18 protein-coding genes are annotated in these 19,834 nt (G+C 63.9%); 9 read left to right on the top strand and 9 right to left on the bottom strand.

What is annotated here, in order from left to right; genetic code table 11:
• Window positions 1-124: 124 nt before the first annotated feature.
• The gene (gene secA / locus AC1C2Q_RS02055; protein ID WP_495448801.1) at window positions 125-2,947 is read left to right on the top strand and encodes a preprotein translocase subunit SecA; all 2,823 of its coding nucleotides are present in this window, start codon (window positions 125-127) and stop codon (window positions 2,945-2,947) included.
• 51 nt (window positions 2,948-2,998) lie between these two features.
• Window positions 2,999-4,225: a pyridoxal phosphate-dependent aminotransferase gene (locus AC1C2Q_RS02050; RefSeq protein WP_495429397.1), complete on the top strand. Its 1,227-nt coding sequence runs from the start codon at window positions 2,999-3,001 to the stop codon at window positions 4,223-4,225.
• Here the strand turns inward: AC1C2Q_RS02050 and AC1C2Q_RS02045 are convergent.
• Both AC1C2Q_RS02045 and AC1C2Q_RS02040 read right to left on the bottom strand, forming a co-directional pair.
• On the bottom strand, window positions 4,116-5,402 hold the full coding sequence (locus AC1C2Q_RS02045) for a CpaE/TadZ family protein (RefSeq protein ID WP_495448800.1): 1,287 nt from the start codon (window positions 5,400-5,402) through the stop codon (window positions 4,116-4,118). The two genes, AC1C2Q_RS02050 and AC1C2Q_RS02045, sit on opposite strands and share 110 nt — an antisense overlap.
• Window positions 5,399-6,019: an SAF domain-containing protein gene (locus AC1C2Q_RS02040; protein WP_495429395.1), complete on the bottom strand. Its 621-nt coding sequence runs from the start codon at window positions 6,017-6,019 to the stop codon at window positions 5,399-5,401. Before AC1C2Q_RS02040 ends, AC1C2Q_RS02045 begins: the two co-directional genes overlap by 4 nt.
• A 98-nt stretch (window positions 6,020-6,117) precedes the next feature.
• On the opposite strand from AC1C2Q_RS02040, the gene AC1C2Q_RS02035 reads away from it, so the two are divergent.
• Complete coding sequence (locus AC1C2Q_RS02035; RefSeq protein WP_495429394.1) at window positions 6,118-6,387, top strand: helix-turn-helix domain-containing protein; 270 nt, start codon at window positions 6,118-6,120, stop codon at window positions 6,385-6,387.
• Window positions 6,388-6,406: 19 nt separating this feature from the next.
• Here the strand turns inward: AC1C2Q_RS02035 and AC1C2Q_RS02030 are convergent, their stop codons facing one another.
• A complete protein-coding gene (locus tag AC1C2Q_RS02030) occupies window positions 6,407-7,045 on the bottom strand; it encodes a hypothetical protein (protein ID WP_495448799.1) in 639 nt (212 codons plus the stop codon).
• A 77-nt stretch (window positions 7,046-7,122) separates the two neighbouring features.
• Between AC1C2Q_RS02030 and AC1C2Q_RS02025 the strand changes: the two genes are divergently transcribed.
• Together AC1C2Q_RS02025 and AC1C2Q_RS02020 are read left to right on the top strand one after the other, a co-directional pair.
• Window positions 7,123-7,509 (top strand): Rv3235 family protein, encoded by a 387-nt coding sequence (locus tag AC1C2Q_RS02025; protein ID WP_495429392.1) that lies wholly within the window; start codon window positions 7,123-7,125, stop codon window positions 7,507-7,509.
• Window positions 7,510-7,589: 80 nt separating this feature from the next.
• Window positions 7,590-9,074, top strand: a complete 1,485-nt coding sequence (locus AC1C2Q_RS02020; RefSeq protein ID WP_495429391.1) for a sensor histidine kinase — start codon at window positions 7,590-7,592, stop codon at window positions 9,072-9,074.
• A gap of 64 nt (window positions 9,075-9,138) precedes the next feature.
• Here the strand turns inward: AC1C2Q_RS02020 and AC1C2Q_RS02015 are convergent, their stop codons facing one another.
• Window positions 9,139-9,387 carry a WhiB family transcriptional regulator gene (locus tag AC1C2Q_RS02015; RefSeq protein WP_438253564.1) on the bottom strand — a complete coding sequence of 83 codons (249 nt, stop codon included), beginning with the start codon at window positions 9,385-9,387 and terminating at the stop codon, window positions 9,139-9,141.
• A gap of 207 nt (window positions 9,388-9,594) precedes the next feature.
• On the opposite strand from AC1C2Q_RS02015, the gene AC1C2Q_RS02010 reads away from it, so the two are divergent.
• Window positions 9,595-10,017, top strand: coding sequence for a hypothetical protein (locus tag AC1C2Q_RS02010; RefSeq protein ID WP_495448798.1), 423 nt, complete (start codon window positions 9,595-9,597; stop codon window positions 10,015-10,017).
• An 11-nt stretch (window positions 10,018-10,028) separates the two neighbouring features.
• Here the strand turns inward: AC1C2Q_RS02010 and bcp are convergent, their stop codons facing one another.
• The 3 genes from bcp to aroA are packed head-to-tail and all read right to left on the bottom strand — an operon-like array spanning window position 10,029 to window position 12,920.
• Window positions 10,029-10,505 (bottom strand): thioredoxin-dependent thiol peroxidase, encoded by a 477-nt coding sequence (gene bcp / locus AC1C2Q_RS02005; RefSeq protein ID WP_495429389.1) that lies wholly within the window; start codon window positions 10,503-10,505, stop codon window positions 10,029-10,031.
• A 10-nt stretch (window positions 10,506-10,515) separates the two neighbouring features.
• Window positions 10,516-11,598, bottom strand: coding sequence for a ribosome small subunit-dependent GTPase A (gene rsgA / locus AC1C2Q_RS02000; RefSeq protein ID WP_495448797.1), 1,083 nt, complete (start codon window positions 11,596-11,598; stop codon window positions 10,516-10,518).
• A complete protein-coding gene (gene aroA / locus AC1C2Q_RS01995) occupies window positions 11,595-12,920 on the bottom strand; it encodes a 3-phosphoshikimate 1-carboxyvinyltransferase (RefSeq protein WP_495448796.1) in 1,326 nt (441 codons plus the stop codon). The genes rsgA and aroA overlap by 4 nt, the downstream gene beginning before the upstream one ends.
• Before the next feature lie 105 nt (window positions 12,921-13,025).
• On the opposite strand from aroA, the gene AC1C2Q_RS01990 reads away from it, so the two are divergent.
• From AC1C2Q_RS01990 to AC1C2Q_RS01980, 3 genes are read left to right on the top strand one after another with little or no spacing between them, the layout of a single operon-like run.
• Window positions 13,026-13,631: a sigma-70 family RNA polymerase sigma factor gene (locus AC1C2Q_RS01990; protein ID WP_495429386.1), complete on the top strand. Its 606-nt coding sequence runs from the start codon at window positions 13,026-13,028 to the stop codon at window positions 13,629-13,631.
• Complete coding sequence (locus tag AC1C2Q_RS01985; RefSeq protein ID WP_495429385.1) at window positions 13,628-13,873, top strand: zf-HC2 domain-containing protein; 246 nt, start codon at window positions 13,628-13,630, stop codon at window positions 13,871-13,873. Before AC1C2Q_RS01990 ends, AC1C2Q_RS01985 begins: the two co-directional genes overlap by 4 nt.
• Window positions 13,874-13,916: 43 nt before the next feature.
• A complete protein-coding gene (locus AC1C2Q_RS01980) occupies window positions 13,917-15,209 on the top strand; it encodes a GNAT family N-acetyltransferase (protein WP_495448795.1) in 1,293 nt (430 codons plus the stop codon).
• Here the strand turns inward: AC1C2Q_RS01980 and AC1C2Q_RS01975 are convergent.
• Entirely contained in the window at window positions 15,206-16,114 is a 909-nt protein-coding gene (locus AC1C2Q_RS01975) for a diacylglycerol kinase (RefSeq protein ID WP_495450528.1), read from the bottom strand. The two genes, AC1C2Q_RS01980 and AC1C2Q_RS01975, sit on opposite strands and share 4 nt — an antisense overlap.
• A gap of 2 nt (window positions 16,115-16,116) precedes the next feature.
• Window positions 16,117-19,800, bottom strand: a complete 3,684-nt coding sequence (locus tag AC1C2Q_RS01970) for a multifunctional oxoglutarate decarboxylase/oxoglutarate dehydrogenase thiamine pyrophosphate-binding subunit/dihydrolipoyllysine-residue succinyltransferase subunit (RefSeq protein ID WP_495448794.1) — start codon at window positions 19,798-19,800, stop codon at window positions 16,117-16,119.
• Window positions 19,801-19,834: the final 34 nt, after the last annotated feature.

The raw sequence follows: 19,834 nt of genomic DNA, 5'->3' as shown, positions 1-19,834 counted from the left end.
TGCGAACCCGCCTGACTCGCAGGCGACGCAAAGGTCACCGGCCGGTAACATAGCGAGGTATGCCCAGGACTGAAGCCCCAATCTGGGCGGCCGGGTTTTGACCCACAACAGGGAGAAGACATAAGTGGCGAATCCTCTTGAGAAGCTGCTGCGCGCAGGCGAAGGTCGCGTTATCCGCCGCCTGAACCAAGTAGTGAAGGCCGTCAACGCGCTCGAGGACGATTTCGAGAAGCTCACTGATGAAGAACTGGCGAACGAGACGACTGAGCTGCGCGCCCGGTTCGAAAACGGGGAGACCCTCGACCAGTTGATGCCGGAGGCATTCGCCGCAGTCCGTCAAGCTGCCAAGCGCACGCTGGGCATGCGCGCCTATGACGTGCAGCTAATGGGTGGCGTCGCCCTTCATCTCGGCAACATCGCCGAGATGAAGACGGGTGAAGGCAAGACCCTCGTCGCCACGTTCCCCGCGTATCTGAACGCGATCGCTGGCAAGGGTGTCCACGTCATCACGGTCAATGACTTCCTGGCGTCGTACCAGGCCGAGCTCATGGGCCGAATCTTCCGCGCGCTGGGAATGACGACGGGCATCATCGTGTCTGGTCAGACTCCGGCGGTGCGCCGCGAGCAGTACGCGGCCGACATCACTTACGGCACGAACAACGAGTTCGGCTTCGACTACCTGCGCGACAACATGGCGTGGCGCAAGGAAGATCTCGTTCAGCGTGACCACTTCTTCGCGGTAGTCGATGAGGTCGACTCGATCCTGATCGACGAGGCTCGCACGCCACTGATCATCTCTGGTCCGTCGTCAGGCGAAGCCAATCGATGGTTCACCGAGTTCGCGAAGATCGCACGCACCCTCGAGGCCGGCGTTGACTATGAAGTCGACGAGAAGAAGCGCACCGTGGGTGTGCTCGAGCCCGGTATCGAGAAGGTCGAAGACTATCTCGGCATCGAGAACCTCTACGAGTCGGCGAATACTCCACTCATCTCGTTCCTGAACAACTCGATCAAGGCCCTCGCGCTGTTCAAGAAGAACGCCGACTATGTCGTGATGAACGACGAGGTCATGATCGTCGACGAGCACACCGGCCGTATTCTGGTCGGACGCCGCTACAACGAAGGCATCCATCAGGCCATCGAGGCCAAGGAAGCCGTTCCGGTCAAGGCAGAGAACCAGACACTCGCCACAGTGACACTGCAGAACTATTTCCGCCTCTACGACAAGCTCGCCGGGATGACCGGTACGGCCGAGACCGAGGCCGCAGAGTTCATGTCGACCTACAAACTCGGCGTCGTGCAGATCCCCACGAACAGGCCGATGATCCGCAAGGACAACGCCGACCTCGTCTACAAGAACGAAACGGCGAAGTTCACGCAGGTTGTGGAAGACATCGTCGAACGCCACGCGGTCGGCCAGCCTGTGCTGGTCGGCACTGTGAGCGTCGAGAAGAGCGAGTACCTCTCGCGGCTCCTCGCCAAGAAGGGCATCAAGCACGAGGTCCTGAACGCGAAGAACCACGCACGTGAGGCCGAGATCGTCGCCCGCGCTGGTCGCCTCGGTGGCGTGACTGTTGCCACCAACATGGCCGGTCGAGGCACCGACATCATGCTCGGTGGAAACGCCGAGTTCCTCGCAGTGCAGGAGCTGAAGGCCAAGGGACTTGATCCGGCGGAGACGCCGGAAGAGTACGAGGCCGCCTGGGATGAGGCGTACGAATCCATGAAGGCTATCGTCGCCGAGGAGAGTACCAAGGTCACAGACGTCGGCGGTCTCTACGTGCTCGGCACCGAGCGTCACGAATCGCGTCGCATCGACAACCAGTTGCGCGGTCGCTCTGGCCGTCAGGGAGACCCCGGCGAGAGCCGCTTCTATCTGAGCCTCACCGACGATCTGATGCGTCTGTTCCAGTCGGGTGCCGCCGAAGCGATTCTCGCGCGCACCAACTTCCCGGATGACGTGCCGATCGAATCAGGTCTGGTTTCGCGCGCCATCCGCAGCGCACAGTCGCAGGTCGAGTCTCGCAACGCCGAGATGCGCAAGAACGTACTCAAGTACGACGATGTCCTCAATCGTCAGCGCGAGGCGATCTACACTGACCGCCGTCAGATTCTGCATGGCGATGATATTGCCGACCGTGTGCAGCACTTCATCGAGGATGCCATCACCGGCGTCGTCACGGATCACACCGGTGAAGGACACAACGAAAGCTGGGACTTTGATGCCCTGTGGACTGAGCTGAAGACGCTTTACCCCGTCGGCGTGACAATCGACGAGGTTGTCGCCGAGGGAGGCGGACGCAAGGGCGGCATCACCGCCGAAGGACTCACCCGCGAACTGCTTTCGGATGCGAAGATCGCCTACGAAAAGCGTGAAGAGATGCTCGGCGAAGCGGCGACCCGCGAGCTCGAGCGGCGCGTCGTCCTGCAGGTTCTCGACCGTCGCTGGCGCGACCACCTCTACGAGATGGACTACCTCAAGGATGGCATCGGGCTTCGCGCGATGGCGCAGCGCGATCCGCTGATCGAGTATCAGCGCGAGGGCTTCGCAATGTTCCAGTCGATGATGGGGCAGATCAAGGAAGAGTCGGTCGGCTACCTCTACAACCTTGAGGTCGAGGTGCGCCGTGTCGGCGACGCGCAGACCACCGAGGTCGAGGCCAAGGGGCTTGCCACCGACGGTGGCGAGCAGCGACTTGAGTACTCCGCACCCAACGATGCCGGTGAGGTCGAGGTTCGAAATGACCGCGGTCAGGTGCAGCAGTCGGCCACCGATCGCCTCCAGCAGGCCGCCGCAGCGGCCGCAGCCACGGTCGCTGAGGATGAAACTCCGGCGGCGCCTGAGCAGCGCGGAGCATTCGGCCAGCGCACCGACGCCGCGCCGCCCGCACAGAATAAGCCGCAGAATCGCGAGCAGCGTCGCGCTGCAGACAAAAAGAAGAAGTAGACGCGAACTGAGTTGAAAAAGCCTGCCGGCATAAGCCGGTAGGCTTTCTCAATGACCCCTACGCGCCACTTCGATCAATCGTCGAAGCTCAAGAACGTCCTGTACGAGATTCGCGGTAAAGCGCTCGTCGAGGCCGCGCGCCTGGAGGCCGAGGGTTACAACATCCTCAAGCTGCACACCGGCAACCCCGCGATCTTCGGGTTCGATGCACCGCACCAGATCGTGCACGACATGCTTGCGGCGCTGCCGACCTCGCACGGCTACAGCGACAGCCGAGGCATCATCTCCGCGCGACGGGCGGTGGTGAGTCGCTACGAGCAGATCGAAGGCTTCCCGCAGTTCGGTCCAGATGATGTCTATCTCGGCAACGGTGTCTCCGAGCTGATCACGATGACCATGCAGGCGCTCCTCGACGAAGGAGACGAGGTGCTCATCCCGGCCCCGGACTATCCGCTGTGGACAGCCATGACGAGTCTGGCCGGCGGCACCCCGGTGCACTACGTCTGTGATGAGCAGAGCGGTTGGGAGCCTGACCTGGAGGATATCCGGTCTAAGGTGACGCCGCAGACCAAGGCGATCGTCATCATCAACCCGAACAATCCGACCGGCGCGGTTTACTCGCGTGAGGTACTCGAGGGCATCGTGCAGATTGCCCGGGAACACCAGCTACTCCTGCTATCGGACGAGATCTACGATCGGATCCTGTTTGACGACGCGGTGCACATTCCCACAGCCACGCTTGCGCCCGACATGCTGTGCCTGACGTTCAATGGTCTGTCCAAGACGTATCGGGTTGCTGGATTCCGCTCCGGGTGGGTCGTTATTACAGGTCCGCAGCAGCGCGCGAAGGGTTTCCTGGAGGGAATCACGCTCCTTGCCTCGACCCGCCTCTGCCCGAACGTGCCCGGCCAGCACGCTGTGCAGGCAGCCCTCGGCGGCGTGCAGTCGATCAATGCCCTCATCGCTCCGAGCGGTCGCCTGCACGAACAACGTGACATCGCATGGCAGGCTCTGGAGTCGATTCCCGGCGTCTCATGTGTGAAGCCGCAGGGAGCGCTTTACGCCTTCCCGCGCTTGGATCCGAACGTCCACGCGATCCAAGATGACGAGAAGTTCATCTACGACCTGCTTATCTCTGAGCACATCCTTCTCGTACAGGGCACGGGTTTCAATTGGCCCACTCCGGATCATTTCCGTGTGGTGACGCTGCCAGAGCCACGCGTTCTGGGCGAAGCCATCGAGCGACTCGGGAACTTCCTCGCAAGCTATCGGCAGTGACCGTGGCACGGCGCGGTCGCGGTGGCTCCAGGCTTTCCGCGAGGCGGCGGATGGCACCAACCAGTGCTGATCGAGGGGTGACATCTGCCATCGGTCGAGCATGGAGCAGCGCGGCGTCAGCTGCACGTTGATCGAACGGCAAGAAAGTCACGTCGGTGATGCTCGCGAAGCGCTCAAGGGCGCGCCGGATCTGACCGCGCGCATCTATGCCGAGCGGCCCTGGGCGCACCTGATTGGCGACGACCGCGATCCGCGTGGTTCCACCGATGAGGCCGCGGAGCTCTGCATGATCGCGGAGGAACCGCGAGATCGACAGCGGATCGGCAGCAGTGACAGCAACGACCAGGTCTGCTTCGCGCAGGGCCGTCGACGTCGCGGCATGTCTTCTGGGACCGAGGAGATCATCCGAGATCTCCTCCTCCGCATCAAACGACGCGGAGACATCGATGATCGTCTCATCCACCCATTCTCGACAGAGTCCGATCGCCGTGCTCAGGCGAGCGGCGGAGAGCTCAGGCCAGCGAGACGGGCGGTTGAGTCCGCCAAGAACTTCGAGGCTGCCGGCGCTGGTCTCCACTTTGGTGGCGAGTCTGCTGAGCTCAGCAGCATCCAGCCCGCCCAGTTCTGCGCGTCGGCAGGCAGCCGCGATGCCAGGAGCATCGTCACCGAGCCCGAGCAACAGCGCCAACGCAGGCGCGACTGTATCGGCATCGATTAGCGCGCAACTGCGGCCGGAGCGGGTGAGTTCTACAGCCAACTGGATAGCGACGGTGGATCGTCCTGGAGCGCCATGCGGACCCCATACGGCGATGATTCGACGACGCGATGGTGGCACAGGCGGTGCAGTATCTGGCTCTTCCTCCGACAGTGCCTCGGCGATCTGCCAAGAGTCTGCGTCCTCAGGGAGTGCCTCGGGCAGTCCATACCGACTGAGCAAACGTGATTCGCCACCGCCGAGGGTCACGATCCGCACGCCTGCCCGGTCACAGGAGGCCACCAGCTCGTTTGTCAGGGCCGAGCGGGTGGCAGGGAGGATGATCGCGTCCGCCCCGGACAGGAGCGCCATGTCGACGCGTGTGGGCGGCACGACGTCGACAACCAGGATTCCGTCACGTTCGAGTTCGGCGCCGAGCTCCGAGCCGCGCGGTTCATCCAGCGCGATCAGCACCGACGTCATGAGCCAGACCCAAGAGGAACAACAGACAACGCGGCCCCTCCGGTGATCGCGGCCAGTACCGCGGCGACGTCTGCGCGATCGATCACGAGCTCGACGGCTGCGTTGCGCTGCGCGAGCATGCCGTTCGCCTCTGGGACGGATGCGACCACGACGTCGGCCGCGAGAATCCTCGGGGCCTCGAAGCCATCATCCTCTACGAGGAGCGGTGAGTACCAGAGCTCGACCGGGGTTCCGACCCCGACGGTCTCGGGCAAGCCGACGCTGCTCTCGACGACGATGTTGGTAGTGCGGCTGCTGTGCGCCTCGGCAGCGGCTGCTGCTGGCAATAGTTCGCCATCTGCCAATGTGCGCGAGGCAATCAGCCCCGCGACCAAGTCTTGTGGGGACAGGTAGCCCTCAACGATGCTGCCTAGGCTCACCTCCACCACACGGAAATCATCAGACACCAGCGCCTCGCCCTGAGTGATCGTGCGGTTCGCCTGTAGCACCGGTGTGGTTTGCCTCGCGGATGACACGATGAGCCAGACACCGACGATCGAGAGAATCACCAGAGCGATGCCGACGAGGAATCGGACGTCGCCCCAGAAGGCGCGTCGTGTGCGCGTTTGGGTCGTCATGCACTTATCGTCACAGAATCAGCAGCGTCGGGTGAGAAGTTATCCACAGGGCTTGAATGCCACTAGGGCGCAGGCCTGGGGCGCGCCAGAATGGATGCATGGACGATACGCCCGCATCTGTTCCTCGTTTCCTCGCGCCCGCGCAGGTTGCCGAGCTGCTCGGCGTTGAGGTCGATGAGGTCATCGCACTAGTCATTGCCGGTCGGCTTCGAGGTGCGCAACTTGGATCACCTGCGCGCTGGCGAGTCGAAGAGCAGAGCATCTCCGACTACTTGGCAGAGCAGACGGAACAAGCGCGGCGCATGGCCTTGTGGCGCCAAGCTGATGAGGCGAGCTTCCCTGAAGTGTGGGGAACCCAGCGGCCATAGACGCTAGGAGTCATGGCGACTAGACCACCGTGCTGTCGGTGCGCGCCCAGATGAGCGCGTCGAACGGCACGATTCGAAATGTTCGCACAGCAGTGGCTCGTCTCGCCTCACCAGGATCATGCACTGCCAGATCGAGGTGGTCGCTACCGGCCCGATCGATGGTCCCGTGCAGCATCTCACCATCGCGGAGTGCCATGTGCAGGGGGATGCGACGGCGAGCGAGGTCGCGCAGGAGGAAGCCCAGCGTCATGCGCTCGCGCAGCCCGTCTGAGCGCGGCGGTGTGTCTTCCAGAGTCTCCAGGATCGCGCCGTGGTGCGTCTCAACGCTCGCCAAGGCCGCCAGCGGGACGATCATCGCGGTCGGGGCGTCCTGCGGTTGCACGGCAATCCAATCGGCGCCAACGGCGCGGAGCTGCACGGATCGACGCTCACCGTCGACCAACCGCAGCGTGAGCGGCGCCTCGCGCAACTCCAGCATGCGCAATCTCGTGCGGAGGCCGAGCTTCGCGATGCGCAGGCGCTCGGACTCGGCATCCAGCACGGCCCGCTCCGCCTCCCATTCGGCGGCGAGCTGACCTTCGAGGTCTTCGAAAAGGCGATCCCAATGCACGCGACCGAGCGTAGGGGAGAAATCGCCGAGCGCGTACGAGTTATCCACATGTTGTGGTCCGAGGCCTGCGAGCGGCACGCGCCGCGTGTTCTACTGACTCGCATCAGAGACCGAGAGTGACAACGATGACGCTTCATGAGTACTTTGCCCCGCAGCCGACCGCTGCAACCGATCTGCCCAACCCCACGCAGCTGCTGCGGAGCCTGACCCAGGGAGTTCTTGAGGTTTTCGCCGGGGTGCGAGAGCTGGATCAGCTGGCGCGGTGGTTCAGCGAGGATGCGTATCGAAAGCTGGGGGCGCGGTCGAATCTCTCCGCCAGGGCGAGAAGTGCGCGAGGCACGTCGCCGGCGCGGCCCGTCTTCGAGATCCTGTCGATCCGTGAGACGACACCCGCCGATGGGGTGGTAGAAGCCGTGGTCATCGTCGCGGGGCCGGGGCGAACGAGAGCTGTGGCAATCCGTCTCGAAGGCTTGGACCATCGGTGGCGAGCCACCTCTTTCGCGGTGCTCTGATCGCGACCTGCTGCGCCAGCTGCACCCGACGTGACGCGGCATTGCACGAGCGACGGCATCCGGGGTTCTAGGCTGGTCATGTGTCAACCCTCAGTGATCTCGTCCATGCCCAGGGCTGCCTGACCGACAATGATGTCGAATGGCTCCACCGTCTCGCCGGCGACGGCCAGCTGCTCGCTGACCTCGCATCTGCCGACATCGTCATGTGGGTGGCCACAAATGACGGCTCCTTCGTCGCGGTGGCGCACACACGCCCGAGCGGCGCGGCGACGCTGTTCTATCGCGACATCGTCGGCGATCGCGTCCGGCCGCAGTGGCGCACTCAAGTGCAGGGCGCCTTCGATTCGGGCGAGATCGTCGATTCTTCGTCGCCCGACTGGTTCGAGGAGATCCCGACCAGGGTGCGTTCCGTGCCGATCGTGCGCGAGCGCGGCAAAGCAGGCGAACGTGCACCTGTGATCGGCGTAGTGACGAGACACACCAACCTCGGCGAGGCGCGGGTTCCATCCCGGCAGCAGATCACCTTCGATGAATGCGCGAATGACCTGTTCCGGATGATCGCCTCAGGTGAGTTCCCTGACCTCGCTGCCCCGACATCACCACGTCGCGGTGCGCCCCGAGCCTCTGACGGCCTGATCCGCATCGATGTGGACGGCATCAGCACCTTTGCCACTCCCAACGCGCTTTCCGCGTTTAACCGGATGGGATTCGAGGACGAACTGGAGGGGGAGTCGTTGGCTGAGGTGACGACCAGGATCCTGCCAGCAAGCCGCGAGGTGGACGAATCGCTTCCAGTGGTCGTCACCGGACGTGCGCCGTGGCGCACGGATATCGAAGCGCGCGGTGTCACAGTGTCGCTGCGGGCGATTCCGCTGAAGGACCACGGCAACCGCATCGGTGCGATCATTCTGTGCCGTGACGTGAGCGAACTGCGCCACCAGGAGCAAGAGCTGATCACGAAGGATGCCACGATCCGTGAGATCCACCACCGTGTCAAGAACAACCTGCAGACGGTGGCGTCGCTGCTGCGCATCCAGGCGCGACGTACGCACTCGGATGAAGCTCGTGACGCACTCACCCAAGCGATGCGCCGCGTCGATGCCATTGCTGTCGTGCACGACACGCTGGCACAGGGGCTGACGCAGACGGTCGACTTCGACGAGGTCTTTCACCGCGTGCTCAAGCTCGTCGCCGAGGTGGCGGCTGCTCCCAACACCAGGGCGAGCACCAAGTTCACTGGACATTTCGGTGTTCTGCCGAGCGAATACGCAACGCCGCTCGCGCTCGCGCTCACCGAGGTCGTCACCAACGCCGTGGAACACGGTCTCGCGGGCAAAGAAGGCATGATCACGATCGATGCCACGCGCACCGAAGAGAATCTGCATGTCACGGTGCACGACACCGGGCACGGGCTTCCGGAAGGGCGGATCGGTCAGGGTCTCGGGACACAGATCATCCGCACTCTGATTCAGGGAGAGCTCAGCGGCACGATCGTGTGGCGCGGCAGCGAGGGCGAGGGCACAGAAGTGGTCATTGACCTTCCCATGCGCTGGCTGAAGAAGTAACGCCGCATACGTGAAAACGGCCGGCCCGCATCAGCGGGACCGGCCGTTTTCGAGTGAGGAAAGCTCAGGATGCGCGGCGGGCGCGCGCAGCGCGGCGCTTCAGCGCTCGACGTTCATCCTCAGAGAGGCCGCCCCATACACCGGAGTCCTGGCTGGTCTCCAGGGCGTACTGCAAGCAAACCTCGGTGACTGTGCAGGTGGCGCAGACAGCCTTGGCCTTTTCGATCTGGTCGACGGCCGGCCCGGTGTTCCCCACGGGGAAGAACAGCTCTGGGTCGACGGTGAGGCAGGCGGATTTATCGCGCCAGTCCATTGGGGCTCCTTGGTGTGGATTCTCGGTGAGCGTTCGCGGTGCGAATGCTCGATTCGGGCGACGGATCGGGTGTCGTCGCTCAGTTGTAGTGCGAGCAGACGCTCGCCCCACGCCGCTGTGGGAGCACATGACTGTTAACATTGTGTTACAGCTCGGGCGCGAAATCAAGGATTTTGTGCCTACAAATCAGATTTCTCAGGAGACATTGTGCGTTCACCCGGTCTAGCGGCTGCTGCAGCGGTGGTTCTCGCCCTGGAAGGCGCAGCTCTGACTGGTCTTCTGCTGATTGAATTCATCGGCTTGGGATCAGGGGATGCGGCATCTCTTCCCACTGCGATCGCGCTGATCGTGCTGACGCTGATAGGGGCTGTGGCGCTGTTTGCGTTCGCAGCTGGTACGCGCCGCGGTCACATGTGGGCGCGCTCTGGCGGAGTCGTGCTGCAGGTGCTGGCGATCGCGCTGGCGCTCGCAACGCTCACTGTGCAGCCGGTGGCGTGGGCGTTTGTGCTGGGCGTCGGAATCCCCGGACTCCTTGGATTCATCCTGTTGGTCGCCAGCACTCGGAAAGAGGCGGTCCAACGGCCCGAGCCCGCCGAGGACCCCGCTGCCGAGGACCCTGCCGCAGGCTGAGGCCTGAGGGCTCAGGCGTCGAGACCGAGCGTCTTGCGTAGCCGTGCGACGTGGCCGGTGGCCTTCACGTTGTACTGCGCGTGAACGATCACGCCGTTCTCATCGAGCACGAACGTCGAGCGGATGACTCCCTCGACAACCTTCCCGTAATTCATCTTCTCGCCCCACACGCCATATGCGGTGTGCACGGAGTGATCCGGATCGCTGAGCAGAGTGAAGGGGATCGCATCGCGTTCGCGGAACTGTGCGAGCTTCGCCGGCTCGTCGCGCGAGACGCCGACGACCCGGTAGCCGGCCCCCTGCAAGGATGCGATGTTGTCGCGGAAATCGCAGGCCTGAGTGGTGCAGCCTGGCGTCATCGCAGCGGGGTAGAAGTAGAGGATCGTCTTCTGCCCGCGCAGGTCCGAGAGGCTCACGGAGGAGCCATCCTGATCCTGCAGGGTGAAGTCGGGGGCAGCCGTACCGGGTTCCAGGCGCAGATTCGTCACGTCGTCCAGCCTATCGACCGGAAGAAGTTCCTGTGCTCGCGTCGGCCTTGTCTGCGAACGTCTGGAGCATACGTTGCAGCGAATCCAGGCGAGCCAGCTCGGCGTCGGTCAGCTCGCCGCTGGCCGCCGCCTCGATCAGAGCGCAGTCCGGGGCATCCGTCAGATGCGTGCATCCGCGGGGGCAGTTTTCGGCGATGCCGGCGAGTTCGGTGAACGACGCGATGATATTCGCTGGATCTACATGCCCGAGCCCGAACGAACGAACGCCTGGGGTGTCGATCACCCAGCCGGTGCCACTGGAGCCCTCATAGCGCAGCGAGACAGTCGAGGATGACGTGTGCCGTCCGCGCCCCGTCACCTGGTTCACATGTCCGGTCGCGCGCTGTGCGGACGGTACGAGCGCGTTCACGAGGGTGGACTTGCCGACTCCTGAGTGGCCGACGAACACCGTCGAGTGGCCGATGAGCGCGGCGCCGATCTCGTCCAGTGGCATCTGATCATTTGCGCTCGTGAATACGCGCAGGTCGAGCCCCTTGAAGTGCGACAGGAATGCCGTCGGGTCTGCGAGATCAGTCTTCGTGACGACCAGGAGAGGGCGGATGCCGGCATCCAGCGCTGCGACAAGATAGCGATCGACCAGGCGGGCTCTCGGCTCCGGGTCGGCAGCGGCGACGACGATGAGCATCTGGTCGGCGTTAGCCACGATGACGCGCTCGACCTGGTCGGTGTCATCTGCGCTGCGGCGCAGCAAAGACGTGCGTTCAACGATCCCGACTATGCGCGCCAGCGTTCCCTCTGCTCCGGAGACATCCCCGACGACGCGGGCCTGATCGCCCGTCACGATCGGGGTGCGGCGAAGTTCCCGCGCGCGTGTGGTGGTGATGGTGCGTTCGTCCGCGGTGTTCTCGTCGAGCATGACGCTGTAGCGGCCGCGATCGACGCCGAGAACGCGACCGATCTGTGCGTCGTCGTGCGCGGGGCGCCGCTTTGTGCGTGGACGGTTCGCTTTGGGGTTCGGGCGGGTGCGGAAGCTGTTCTCGTCGAAGCCCTCGAAGCCTTCTTCGAGGTCGTCGTCTGGGGGCAGCCAGCTCACGCGGTGGTGCCTCCTAACATCCGTTCCCAGAGCTGGGTGAACTCCGGCAGTGTCTTCGCGGTCGTGCCGATGTCATCGATGACAACGCCGGGCACGCGCAGACCGACCAGCGCACCCGTTGTGGCCATGCGATGGTCATGGTGCGCTGACCAGTGTCCGCCGTGCAGGGGACGGGGCATGATGCGCAGACCGTCAGAGAGCTCTTCTACCTCGCCACCGAGCGCGGTGAGGTTTCCGATCAGTGCGGCGATTCGGTCTGTTTCGTGCATGCGGATATGACCAATGCCGCGGATCGTCGTTGGAGCATCAGCGAAAGCAGCGAGACCGACGATGGTCGGCGACAGTTCGCTGGCGGCAGAGAGATCGAGATCGAGACCGCGGATGCTGTCACCAGCGCGCACGGTCATCGTGCCGCTGTGGCGACCGACGTGTGCGCCCATCGCCTGCAGAATGTCCGGCAGCAGTGCACCGGGCTGCGTGGAATGCAGCGGCCAGCCGGTGATCGACACTTCGCCACCGGTCACCATGGCAGCGGCCAGGAACGGCGCAGCATTGGAGAGATCGGGTTCGATCGCGATCTCTTTGGCACGGGGGACACCGGCCTCGACCAGCCATTCACCGGTTGCAGGCCGCTCGATGCGGATGCCGCGACGGCTGAGCGATTCGATCGTCATATCGATGTGCGGCAGGCTCGGGAGATGATCACCGGTGTGCACCAGGTGCAGGCCAACGTCGAAGCGGGGAGCTGCGAGGAGGAGGCCAGAGACGAACTGGCTGGACGCGGAAGCATCGATCTCGAGGCGCCCACCGCGGATGCGACCCTGACCGCGGATCGTGAACGGCAGCGACCATGTTCCTTCGTCATCGATGTCGACGCCGAGGTCACGCATCGCGGTGATCATGGCGCCCATCGGACGATGCAGAGCATTCTCGTGCGCGGTGATATGCACGTCGTGTGTGGCGAGTCCCGCAAGCGGTGCGATGAAGCGCATGACCGTGCCGGCTTGGCCGCAGTCGACCGTGGCGCCGCCGCGCAGGGGAGCAGGGGTCACGATCAGGTCTGGACCGAACTCGCCGAGGCCTTCGACCTCTTCGATGCCGACGCCGAGGGCGCGTAGAGCCTCGATCATCCGAAGCGAATCGTCCGAGCGCAACGGGGCGGTCAGACGGCCGGGGCCGTCGGCAATCGCCGCGATGATCAGCTCGCGATTGGTGAGTGACTTCGACCCCGGAATGGTCAGCGTCGAGTTCACAGCGTTAGATGCTTCGGGCGCGGCATAGGCGCCCCGGGCGGGGGATGGGGAATACCGTGTGTCACTCATCGGTTCCACCTTAGTGAATGGTCCCGAAAGCACCGAGAAGGAGTGGCATTGGTCGCGACGCTTGAAAGAGGGGTGGAAGACATCTCCGGCCTAGACTGGCTTGTGATGGATGACACGACACCCGCAGTCACGCCCCGCGATACTCAGCGCGAGTTCGAGGAACAGGCGATCCCCTTCATGGACCAGCTGTACGCAGCGGCGATGCGCATGACGCGCAACCCTGCCGATGCGGCAGACCTGGTGCAGGAGACCTTCGTCAAGGCTTTCGCGTCCTGGGCGTCGTTCACTCAGGGCACGAACCTGAAGGCCTGGCTTTACCGAATTCTCACGAACACGTACATCAACATCTACCGCAAGAAGCAGCGTGAGCCCTTCCAGGGCACGATTGATGAACTTGAAGACTGGCAGATGGGCGGGGCAGAGTCGACCACCGCCTCGCACAGCCGTTCTGCCGAGGCAGAGGCGATCGACCGTATGCCTGCTTCTGTTGTGAAAGACGCGCTACAAGAGGTCCCCGAAGACTTCCGTTTGGCGGTGTACCTGGCCGATGTTGAAGGATTCGCATACCAGGAGATCGCTGACATCATGAAGACCCCCATCGGCACCGTGATGAGTCGTCTGCACCGTGGCAGACGGATGTTGCGTGAGCTTTTGGCTGACTATGCCGCTGAGCGAGGAATCGCCACGGCCGCTACAAGGAGCAAGAAATGAGTGATTGCGGCTGCAGCAAAGCCCGTCAGGATCTGGAAGAGTACCTCCGCAACGAGGTCTGCCGCACTGAGCATGCCGAGATTCGCGAGCACATTGAGAACTGCCCGTCCTGCCAGGGCGAGGCTCTCGTCGCCAGCACCCTGACAGAGGTCGTAGCTCGCGCCTGCAAGGAGACCGCTCCGGAGGAACTGCGTGATCTCGTGCTCGCGAAGTTGCGCGCCGCCCAGGTGGCCGCGCACTGAACTCGCACGCTTCGGCGCCCGGGCATGCCCTTAGGCTGGAGTGATGACCGACGCACGAGATGTTCCCGTCGACCCCACGTCCTTCGAGCGGCTCGCGGGTCAGCAACTGACCTATCGACTGATCGACACGTCATCGGACGCGGATACCGAGGCTTTCGTCCGCGCTGACGCACGCGGATTCCTGGACGTCGACCCCGCAGCCGACGTGGTGGCGGCTGACGGTGCGGCGATCGCAGATCGTCGCAATATCGGAGTGTTCGAGGCGAGCGCTCCGGTCGGCACCTGGCCGGTCGCCACGGTGAACTCGTGGGTCACCCCGCTGACCGTCCCCGGCGGCGAGATCGGCATGTGGGCGATCAGTTCCGTCACCGTATCCGGTACGCACCGCCGCCGCGGGATTGCGCGAGCTCTCCTCGAAGGAGAGCTGCGTGCCGCGGCATCCGCTGGCGTGGCGATCGCCGGACTCACTGTTTCCGAGGCGACGATTTACAGCCGTTATGGCTTCGCCCCAGCGATTCCGGTCGCAAAGATCACGGTTGATACCCGCCGTGCGGGCTGGGTCGGCGGCGCGCCCGCAGGTCGCCTGGAATATATCGACAAGAACGCGTTGAAGGCCAACTTCGCGGCGTTGCATGAGGTCGAGCGCACGCAGCGTTCCGGCCAGATCGCTGGATGGGATCGCCGGTGGGACCGCGTTGCAGGGCTCGCACCGGGACATGCCGCGCCGGCCGCTGTGCGCGGGGTGCGCTACCTCGATGAGCAAGGCGCGGTTCGCGGCGTCATGTCCTACAAGCTCGCCGAGATTCCGGGAACTTTTCGCTCAGAGATGACCATCTACCAGATGTCGACGGTGACTCCGGAAGCGCTTCGCGCTCTCTGGGGCTTCGCGCTCCAGCATGACCTGGTCGACCGAGTGAGCGTCGATCTGCGTCCGATTGATGACCCGCTGCCGTGGCTTGTGAACGATCACCGCGGCGTCGAGGTCACCGTGCACGATCACGGCTGGCTGCGCATCCTCGACGTCGCTGCTGCCCTCACCGCGCGTACTTACCGCGCTCCGCTCGACGTCGTCCTGCGAGTCGATGATCCGCTCGGCTTCGCCGCCGGGTACTGGCGGATGACGGTCGTAGATGGGCGCGCCGCTGTTGCCACGGCTGACGCCGACACCGCAGACGCGACACTTGACATCGGTGCGCTCTCGGCACTGTATGCCGGGGGAGTGAGCGCTGTGCAGCTGCGAGCCGCGGGGCGACTGGATGCGCCGGCTGAGGTTGCGGCATCCCTCGACGATGCGTTCCGCACCACCGAAGCACCGGTACTCGGCATCTGGTACTAGGCGGGTACGCGCAGCCGAAGTGCCTGCGGCAACAGATCGACGGTGATCGGCAGCGCGCCCATCGGGTCGCCGTCGGCGTAACCGGTGAGCCCGTCGGAATCGAGTCGGATGTTGCGCACCCGGTGCGTCACAACCTCGGGCTCGTGCACGTGCGTGCCGCGGAACGCCTTGGCGAGCACGCGGATCAGCCGCAGTCGCGATGCGGGCCGCACGAAGGTGAGATCGAGCAGTCCATCAGATGGATCAGCATCCGGTGAAATCGGTACACCGCCGCCGTAAGTCGTGGTGTTCGCGACAGCGGTCAGCAGCAGCGGTCCGTCGTACGAGCCTGGCCGACCCTGGGCATCGGTCCACGAGAGCCGATACTCGATCGATCTGAGGAGGGCGAACTCGATCGCGATGGCGATGTTGTAACGCGCACGGCCCTGTGGCCAGCGCATCCGGTTGGCGCGTTCGTTGACCTTGGAGTCGAAGCCGCTGGCGAAGATCGTGGCGAACAGCTCCGCAGTGCCATCAGCACGGGTGGCACGCGCGATATCGATTGTCTTGAGACCGCCGTCGAAGACGAGATCGGCAGCGGCGAGAGGGTCACGGGGGAGTCCGAGCGACGTCGCGAAGTCGTTCCCGGTTCCCACCGGGATCAGAGTGACAGGGATTTCGGAGCCGTGCAACGCTTCAACGGCCAGGCGCATCGTTCCATCACCACCCACCACGACGATGGCATCGGGACGCGCAACGCGTGCGTCGTCGAGCGCACGACGGGTGTCGTCGAACGAGCGACCGCCGTCGACTGTTACCGACGCACCGCGCTCGCGCAGCCGCTCGATTGCTCGAACGGCCGCGCGTCCCGCCGTGCCGCCACGTGCCGTCGGGTTGACGACGACCGTGACGTGCGACGCAGGGATGGTCAGCCCAGTGTGAGAGCGCGCTTGATCAGGTCAGCCTGTTCAGCGGCGTGCACCTTCGACGAACCTGTCGCAGGCGAGGCGGACGCTGCACGTGAGATCACGCGGAAGCCGCGCTCGCGCACCTTCGCGAACTCGAGAGCGAGGAACGGCCATGCGCCCTGGTTCTCTGGCTCGTCCTGCACCCACACCAGCTCGGCGTCGGGGTATGACGCAGTGATCGTTTTGAGCGCATCGATCGGTGTCGGGTACAGCTGCTCCAGCCGTACCAGGGCGATCGCCGGGTTCGGGTTCTTATCGAGTTCGCTGCGCAGGTCCCAATGGATCTTTCCGGAATGCACCAACACGCGCTTGACGGCATCGCGGTTCAGGCCACGGTCGTCGTCCAGCACCGGCTCGAAGCGACCGCTCGTGAAGTCCTCAACCTTGCTGGTCGCACCACGCAGACGCAGCATGGCCTTCGGAGTGAAGACGATGAGCGGCTTGCGGGGACGTGCGTATGCCTGGCGACGTAGCAGGTGGAAGTGCGAGGCCGGTGTCGACGGCCGAGCAACAATCATGTTCTCCTGAGCGCACAGCTGCAGGAAACGCTCGATGCGCGCCGAGGAGTGGTCTGGTCCTTGACCTTCGTAACCGTGCGGCAGCAGGAGCGTGACGCCGGACTGCTGACCCCACTTCTGTTCAGCGGACGAGATGTACTCGTCGATGACGGCCTGGGCGGTATTGGCGAAATCGCCGAACTGGGCTTCCCAGAGCACGAGTGCTTCTGGAGCCTCCACCGAGTAGCCGTACTCATATGCCATCGTGGCGTACTCGCTGAGCAATGAGTCGTAGACGAAGAATCGGCCCTGCTTCTCGGACAGGTTGGCCAGCGGCAACCATTCCTGACCGTTCGCACGGTCGTGCATGACCGCGTGACGCTGCACGAAGGTGCCTCGGCGCGAGTCTTGACCGGCGAGGCGCACCGAGGTGCCCTCAGCGAGCAACGAGCCGAAGGCGAGAAGCTCGCCGAAGCCCCAGTCGATGTTGCCGCTGCGCGTCATCTCAACGCGCTTATCGAGCAACTGCTGGATCTTTGGGTGCACGGTGAAGCCCTCAGGCTTGTTCGCGAACGCTTCACCGATGAGGCTGACGACCTCAGCCGAGATGCCGGTGACTTCTGGCGCGCCGACGATCTCGTCCACGGGGACGAGGTCGGGAGCGATCGGAGTGGCGCCGGTTTCGGCGGCGTGCGTCTCGGCGAACGCGACCTCGAGACGACCCTGGAAGTCGTCCTTTGCCTGCTCGTACTCTTCTTCGGTGATGTCGCCTCGTCCGACGAGAGCCTCGGTGTACAGCTTGCGGACCGAGCGCTTCGCCTGAATGAGGTCTGTCATGAGTGGCTGCGTCATCGAGGGGTCGTCGCCCTCGTTGTGCCCACGGCGGCGGTAGCAGACGAGATCGATCACGACATCGCTGTGGAAGCGTTCACGGTACTCAAAGGCAAGCTGGGCGACGCGGATGACTGACTCGGGGTCGTCACCGTTCACGTGGAAGATCGGTGCCTGGATGGTCTTGGCGGCGTCGGTCGAGTAAACCGAGGTGCGCGCGTCCGTCGGTGTCGTCGTGAATCCGACCTGGTTGTTGACGACCACGTGGATCGTGCCACCGACCCGATAACCGCGCAGTTGCGACATCTGTAAGGTCTCGACGACTACGCCTTGACCTGCGAAAGCAGCATCACCATGCACGAGGATCGGCAGCCACGAGAACGTGCCGATTGGCTTGCGATCCTGCTTGGCACGGACGATGCCCTCGAGCACGCCATCGACGGTCTCAAGATGCGAGGGGTTCGCCGCGAGATAGATCGGCAACTCGGACTTGTCGTCGGAGACGAAGGTTCCCTCCGTGCCGAGGTGGTACTTCACATCGCCTGAGCCGCGCTGGTTGCCCGTCGCCTGAATGCCTTCGAACTCGCGGAACACGTGGCCGTAGGTCTTGCCGGCGATGTTGGTCAGCACGTTCAGTCGACCACGGTGGGCCATGCCGATGGCTGCGCCTTCGAGCCCGGAAGCGGCCGCGCCCTGCAGGATCTCATCCAGCAGTGGAATCAGAGACTCGCCACCTTCGAGCGAGAAGCGCTTCTGGCCAACGAACTTCGTCTGGAGGAAGGTTTCGAATGCTTCTGCCTCGTTGAGCTTGCGGAGGACCCGCAGCTGCTCGTCGTGCCCGGGCTTCTGATACTTGACTTCGAGCTTCTCCTGGAACCAGCGACGTTGCTCCGGGTCTTGGATGTGCATGTATTCGATGCCGAGCGTGCGGCAATACGAGTCGCGGAGCACGCCGAGAATGTCGCGCAGCTTCATGACGCGCTTGCCGCCGAAACCGCCAGTGACGAAGGCACGGTCGAGATCCCAGAATGTGAGGCCGTGGCTTTCGATCTCGAGGTCGGGGTGCGAGCGCTGCACGTACTCGAGCGGGTCGATGTCGGCCATGAGGTGACCGCGCACACGGTAGGAGTTGATGAGCTCCTGCACACGGGACTGCTTGTCGACGCGCTCTGCGAGGTCGACGGCGATGTCGGAATTCCAGCGGATCGGCGCATACGGGATGCGCAGGGCCGCGAAGATGTCGTCGTAGAAGCCGCGCTGACCGATAAGGATCTCGTGGACCTTCTTCAAGAACTCACCAGAACCCGCACCCTGGATGACGCGGTGGTCGTAGGTGCTCGTCAGAGTGATTGTTTTGCCGATGCCGAGTTCGGCCAGCGTCTTGTCGCTGGATCCCATGAACTCGGCCGGGTAGTCGAGGGCGCCGGCGCCGATGATGCAGCCCTGGCCCTTCATAAGACGCGGCACAGAGTGGACTGTGCCGATGCCGCCGGGGTTGGTCAGCGAGACCGTGGTACCGGCGAAGTCGCCAGCTGTGAGCTTGTTGCCGCGGGCTCGGGTGACGAGGTCTTCGTAGGCGGCGAGGTACTCCGTGAACGTCAGGGTGTCTGCGCGCTTGATGCTCGGCACCATGAGGGCACGGGTGCCGTCGGGCTTGGGCAGGTCAATGGCGATGCCGAGGTTGACATGCGCAGGGGCGACGACCGAGGGCTTGCCCTCAATCTCGGCGTAGAAGACGTTCTGGCTTGGGAATTCCTTGAGCGTCTGGATCAGAGCCCAACCGATGAGGTGGGTGAAGCTGATCTTGCCGCCGCGCGAGCGCGACATGTGGTTGTTGATGACGATGCGATTGTCGATCATCAGCTTCGCGGGAATGGTGCGCACACTGGTCGCCGTGGGCACCGTCAGCGACTGGTCCATGTTCGCGGCGAGAGTCTTGGTCATGCCGCGCAGCGGAGTGACCTTGTCCTCATTAGCGGATTCCGCGGCGGCCTTCGCTTCTGGCTTTGGCGCCTGGGCCGGGATCGGCGCGGGGGCGGCAGGCTTGGCGGTGGTGCGAGCCACTGGCTGTGAGCCGATCACAGGGATCGGTGCGGTCACAGGGTGTTCAGCGGCGGCCGCAGAGGCTGCGGAACTGGTCGCCGTGGGAGATGCGGGGGCCGCCTCCGGCTTGTAGGTCTCCAGGATCGGCCACCACTCCTTGTCAACGGAGTTGCGATCAATTTTGAACTGTTCGTAGAGTTCGTCGACGAGCCACGAATTGGCTCCGAAATCCCCGTCGTCCGATCCCCCGACGCCGGCCACCTGGTTCGCCACGCGCTATCGCCCTCTTTCATCGCTGAAGCTTTGG

The organism is Microbacterium sp. Y356, from assembly GCF_059445355.1.
Note: the sequence above shows the minus strand (reverse complement) of the source record. Positions and strands in the feature narration are given on the sequence as shown.

Bases quoted from the DNA above. Each gene is read 5' to 3' on its own strand.
- AC1C2Q_RS02050 (WP_495429397.1), top strand. From the start codon at position 2,999: ATGACCCCTACGCGCCACTTCGATCAATCGTCGAAGCTCAAGAACGTC.
- AC1C2Q_RS02045 (WP_495448800.1), bottom strand. From the start codon at position 5,402: ATGACGTCGGTGCTGATCGCGCTGGATGAACCGCGCGGCTCGGAGCTC.
- AC1C2Q_RS02040 (WP_495429395.1), bottom strand. From the start codon at position 6,019: ATGACGACCCAAACGCGCACACGACGCGCCTTCTGGGGCGACGTCCGA.
- AC1C2Q_RS02035 (WP_495429394.1), top strand. From the start codon at position 6,118: ATGGACGATACGCCCGCATCTGTTCCTCGTTTCCTCGCGCCCGCGCAG.
- AC1C2Q_RS02025 (WP_495429392.1), top strand. From the start codon at position 7,123: ATGACGCTTCATGAGTACTTTGCCCCGCAGCCGACCGCTGCAACCGAT.
- AC1C2Q_RS02015 (WP_438253564.1), bottom strand. From the start codon at position 9,387: ATGGACTGGCGCGATAAATCCGCCTGCCTCACCGTCGACCCAGAGCTG.
- aroA (WP_495448796.1), bottom strand. From the start codon at position 12,920: ATGAGTGACACACGGTATTCCCCATCCCCCGCCCGGGGCGCCTATGCC.
- AC1C2Q_RS01990 (WP_495429386.1), top strand. From the start codon at position 13,026: ATGGATGACACGACACCCGCAGTCACGCCCCGCGATACTCAGCGCGAG.
- AC1C2Q_RS01985 (WP_495429385.1), top strand. From the start codon at position 13,628: ATGAGTGATTGCGGCTGCAGCAAAGCCCGTCAGGATCTGGAAGAGTAC.
- AC1C2Q_RS01980 (WP_495448795.1), top strand. From the start codon at position 13,917: ATGACCGACGCACGAGATGTTCCCGTCGACCCCACGTCCTTCGAGCGG.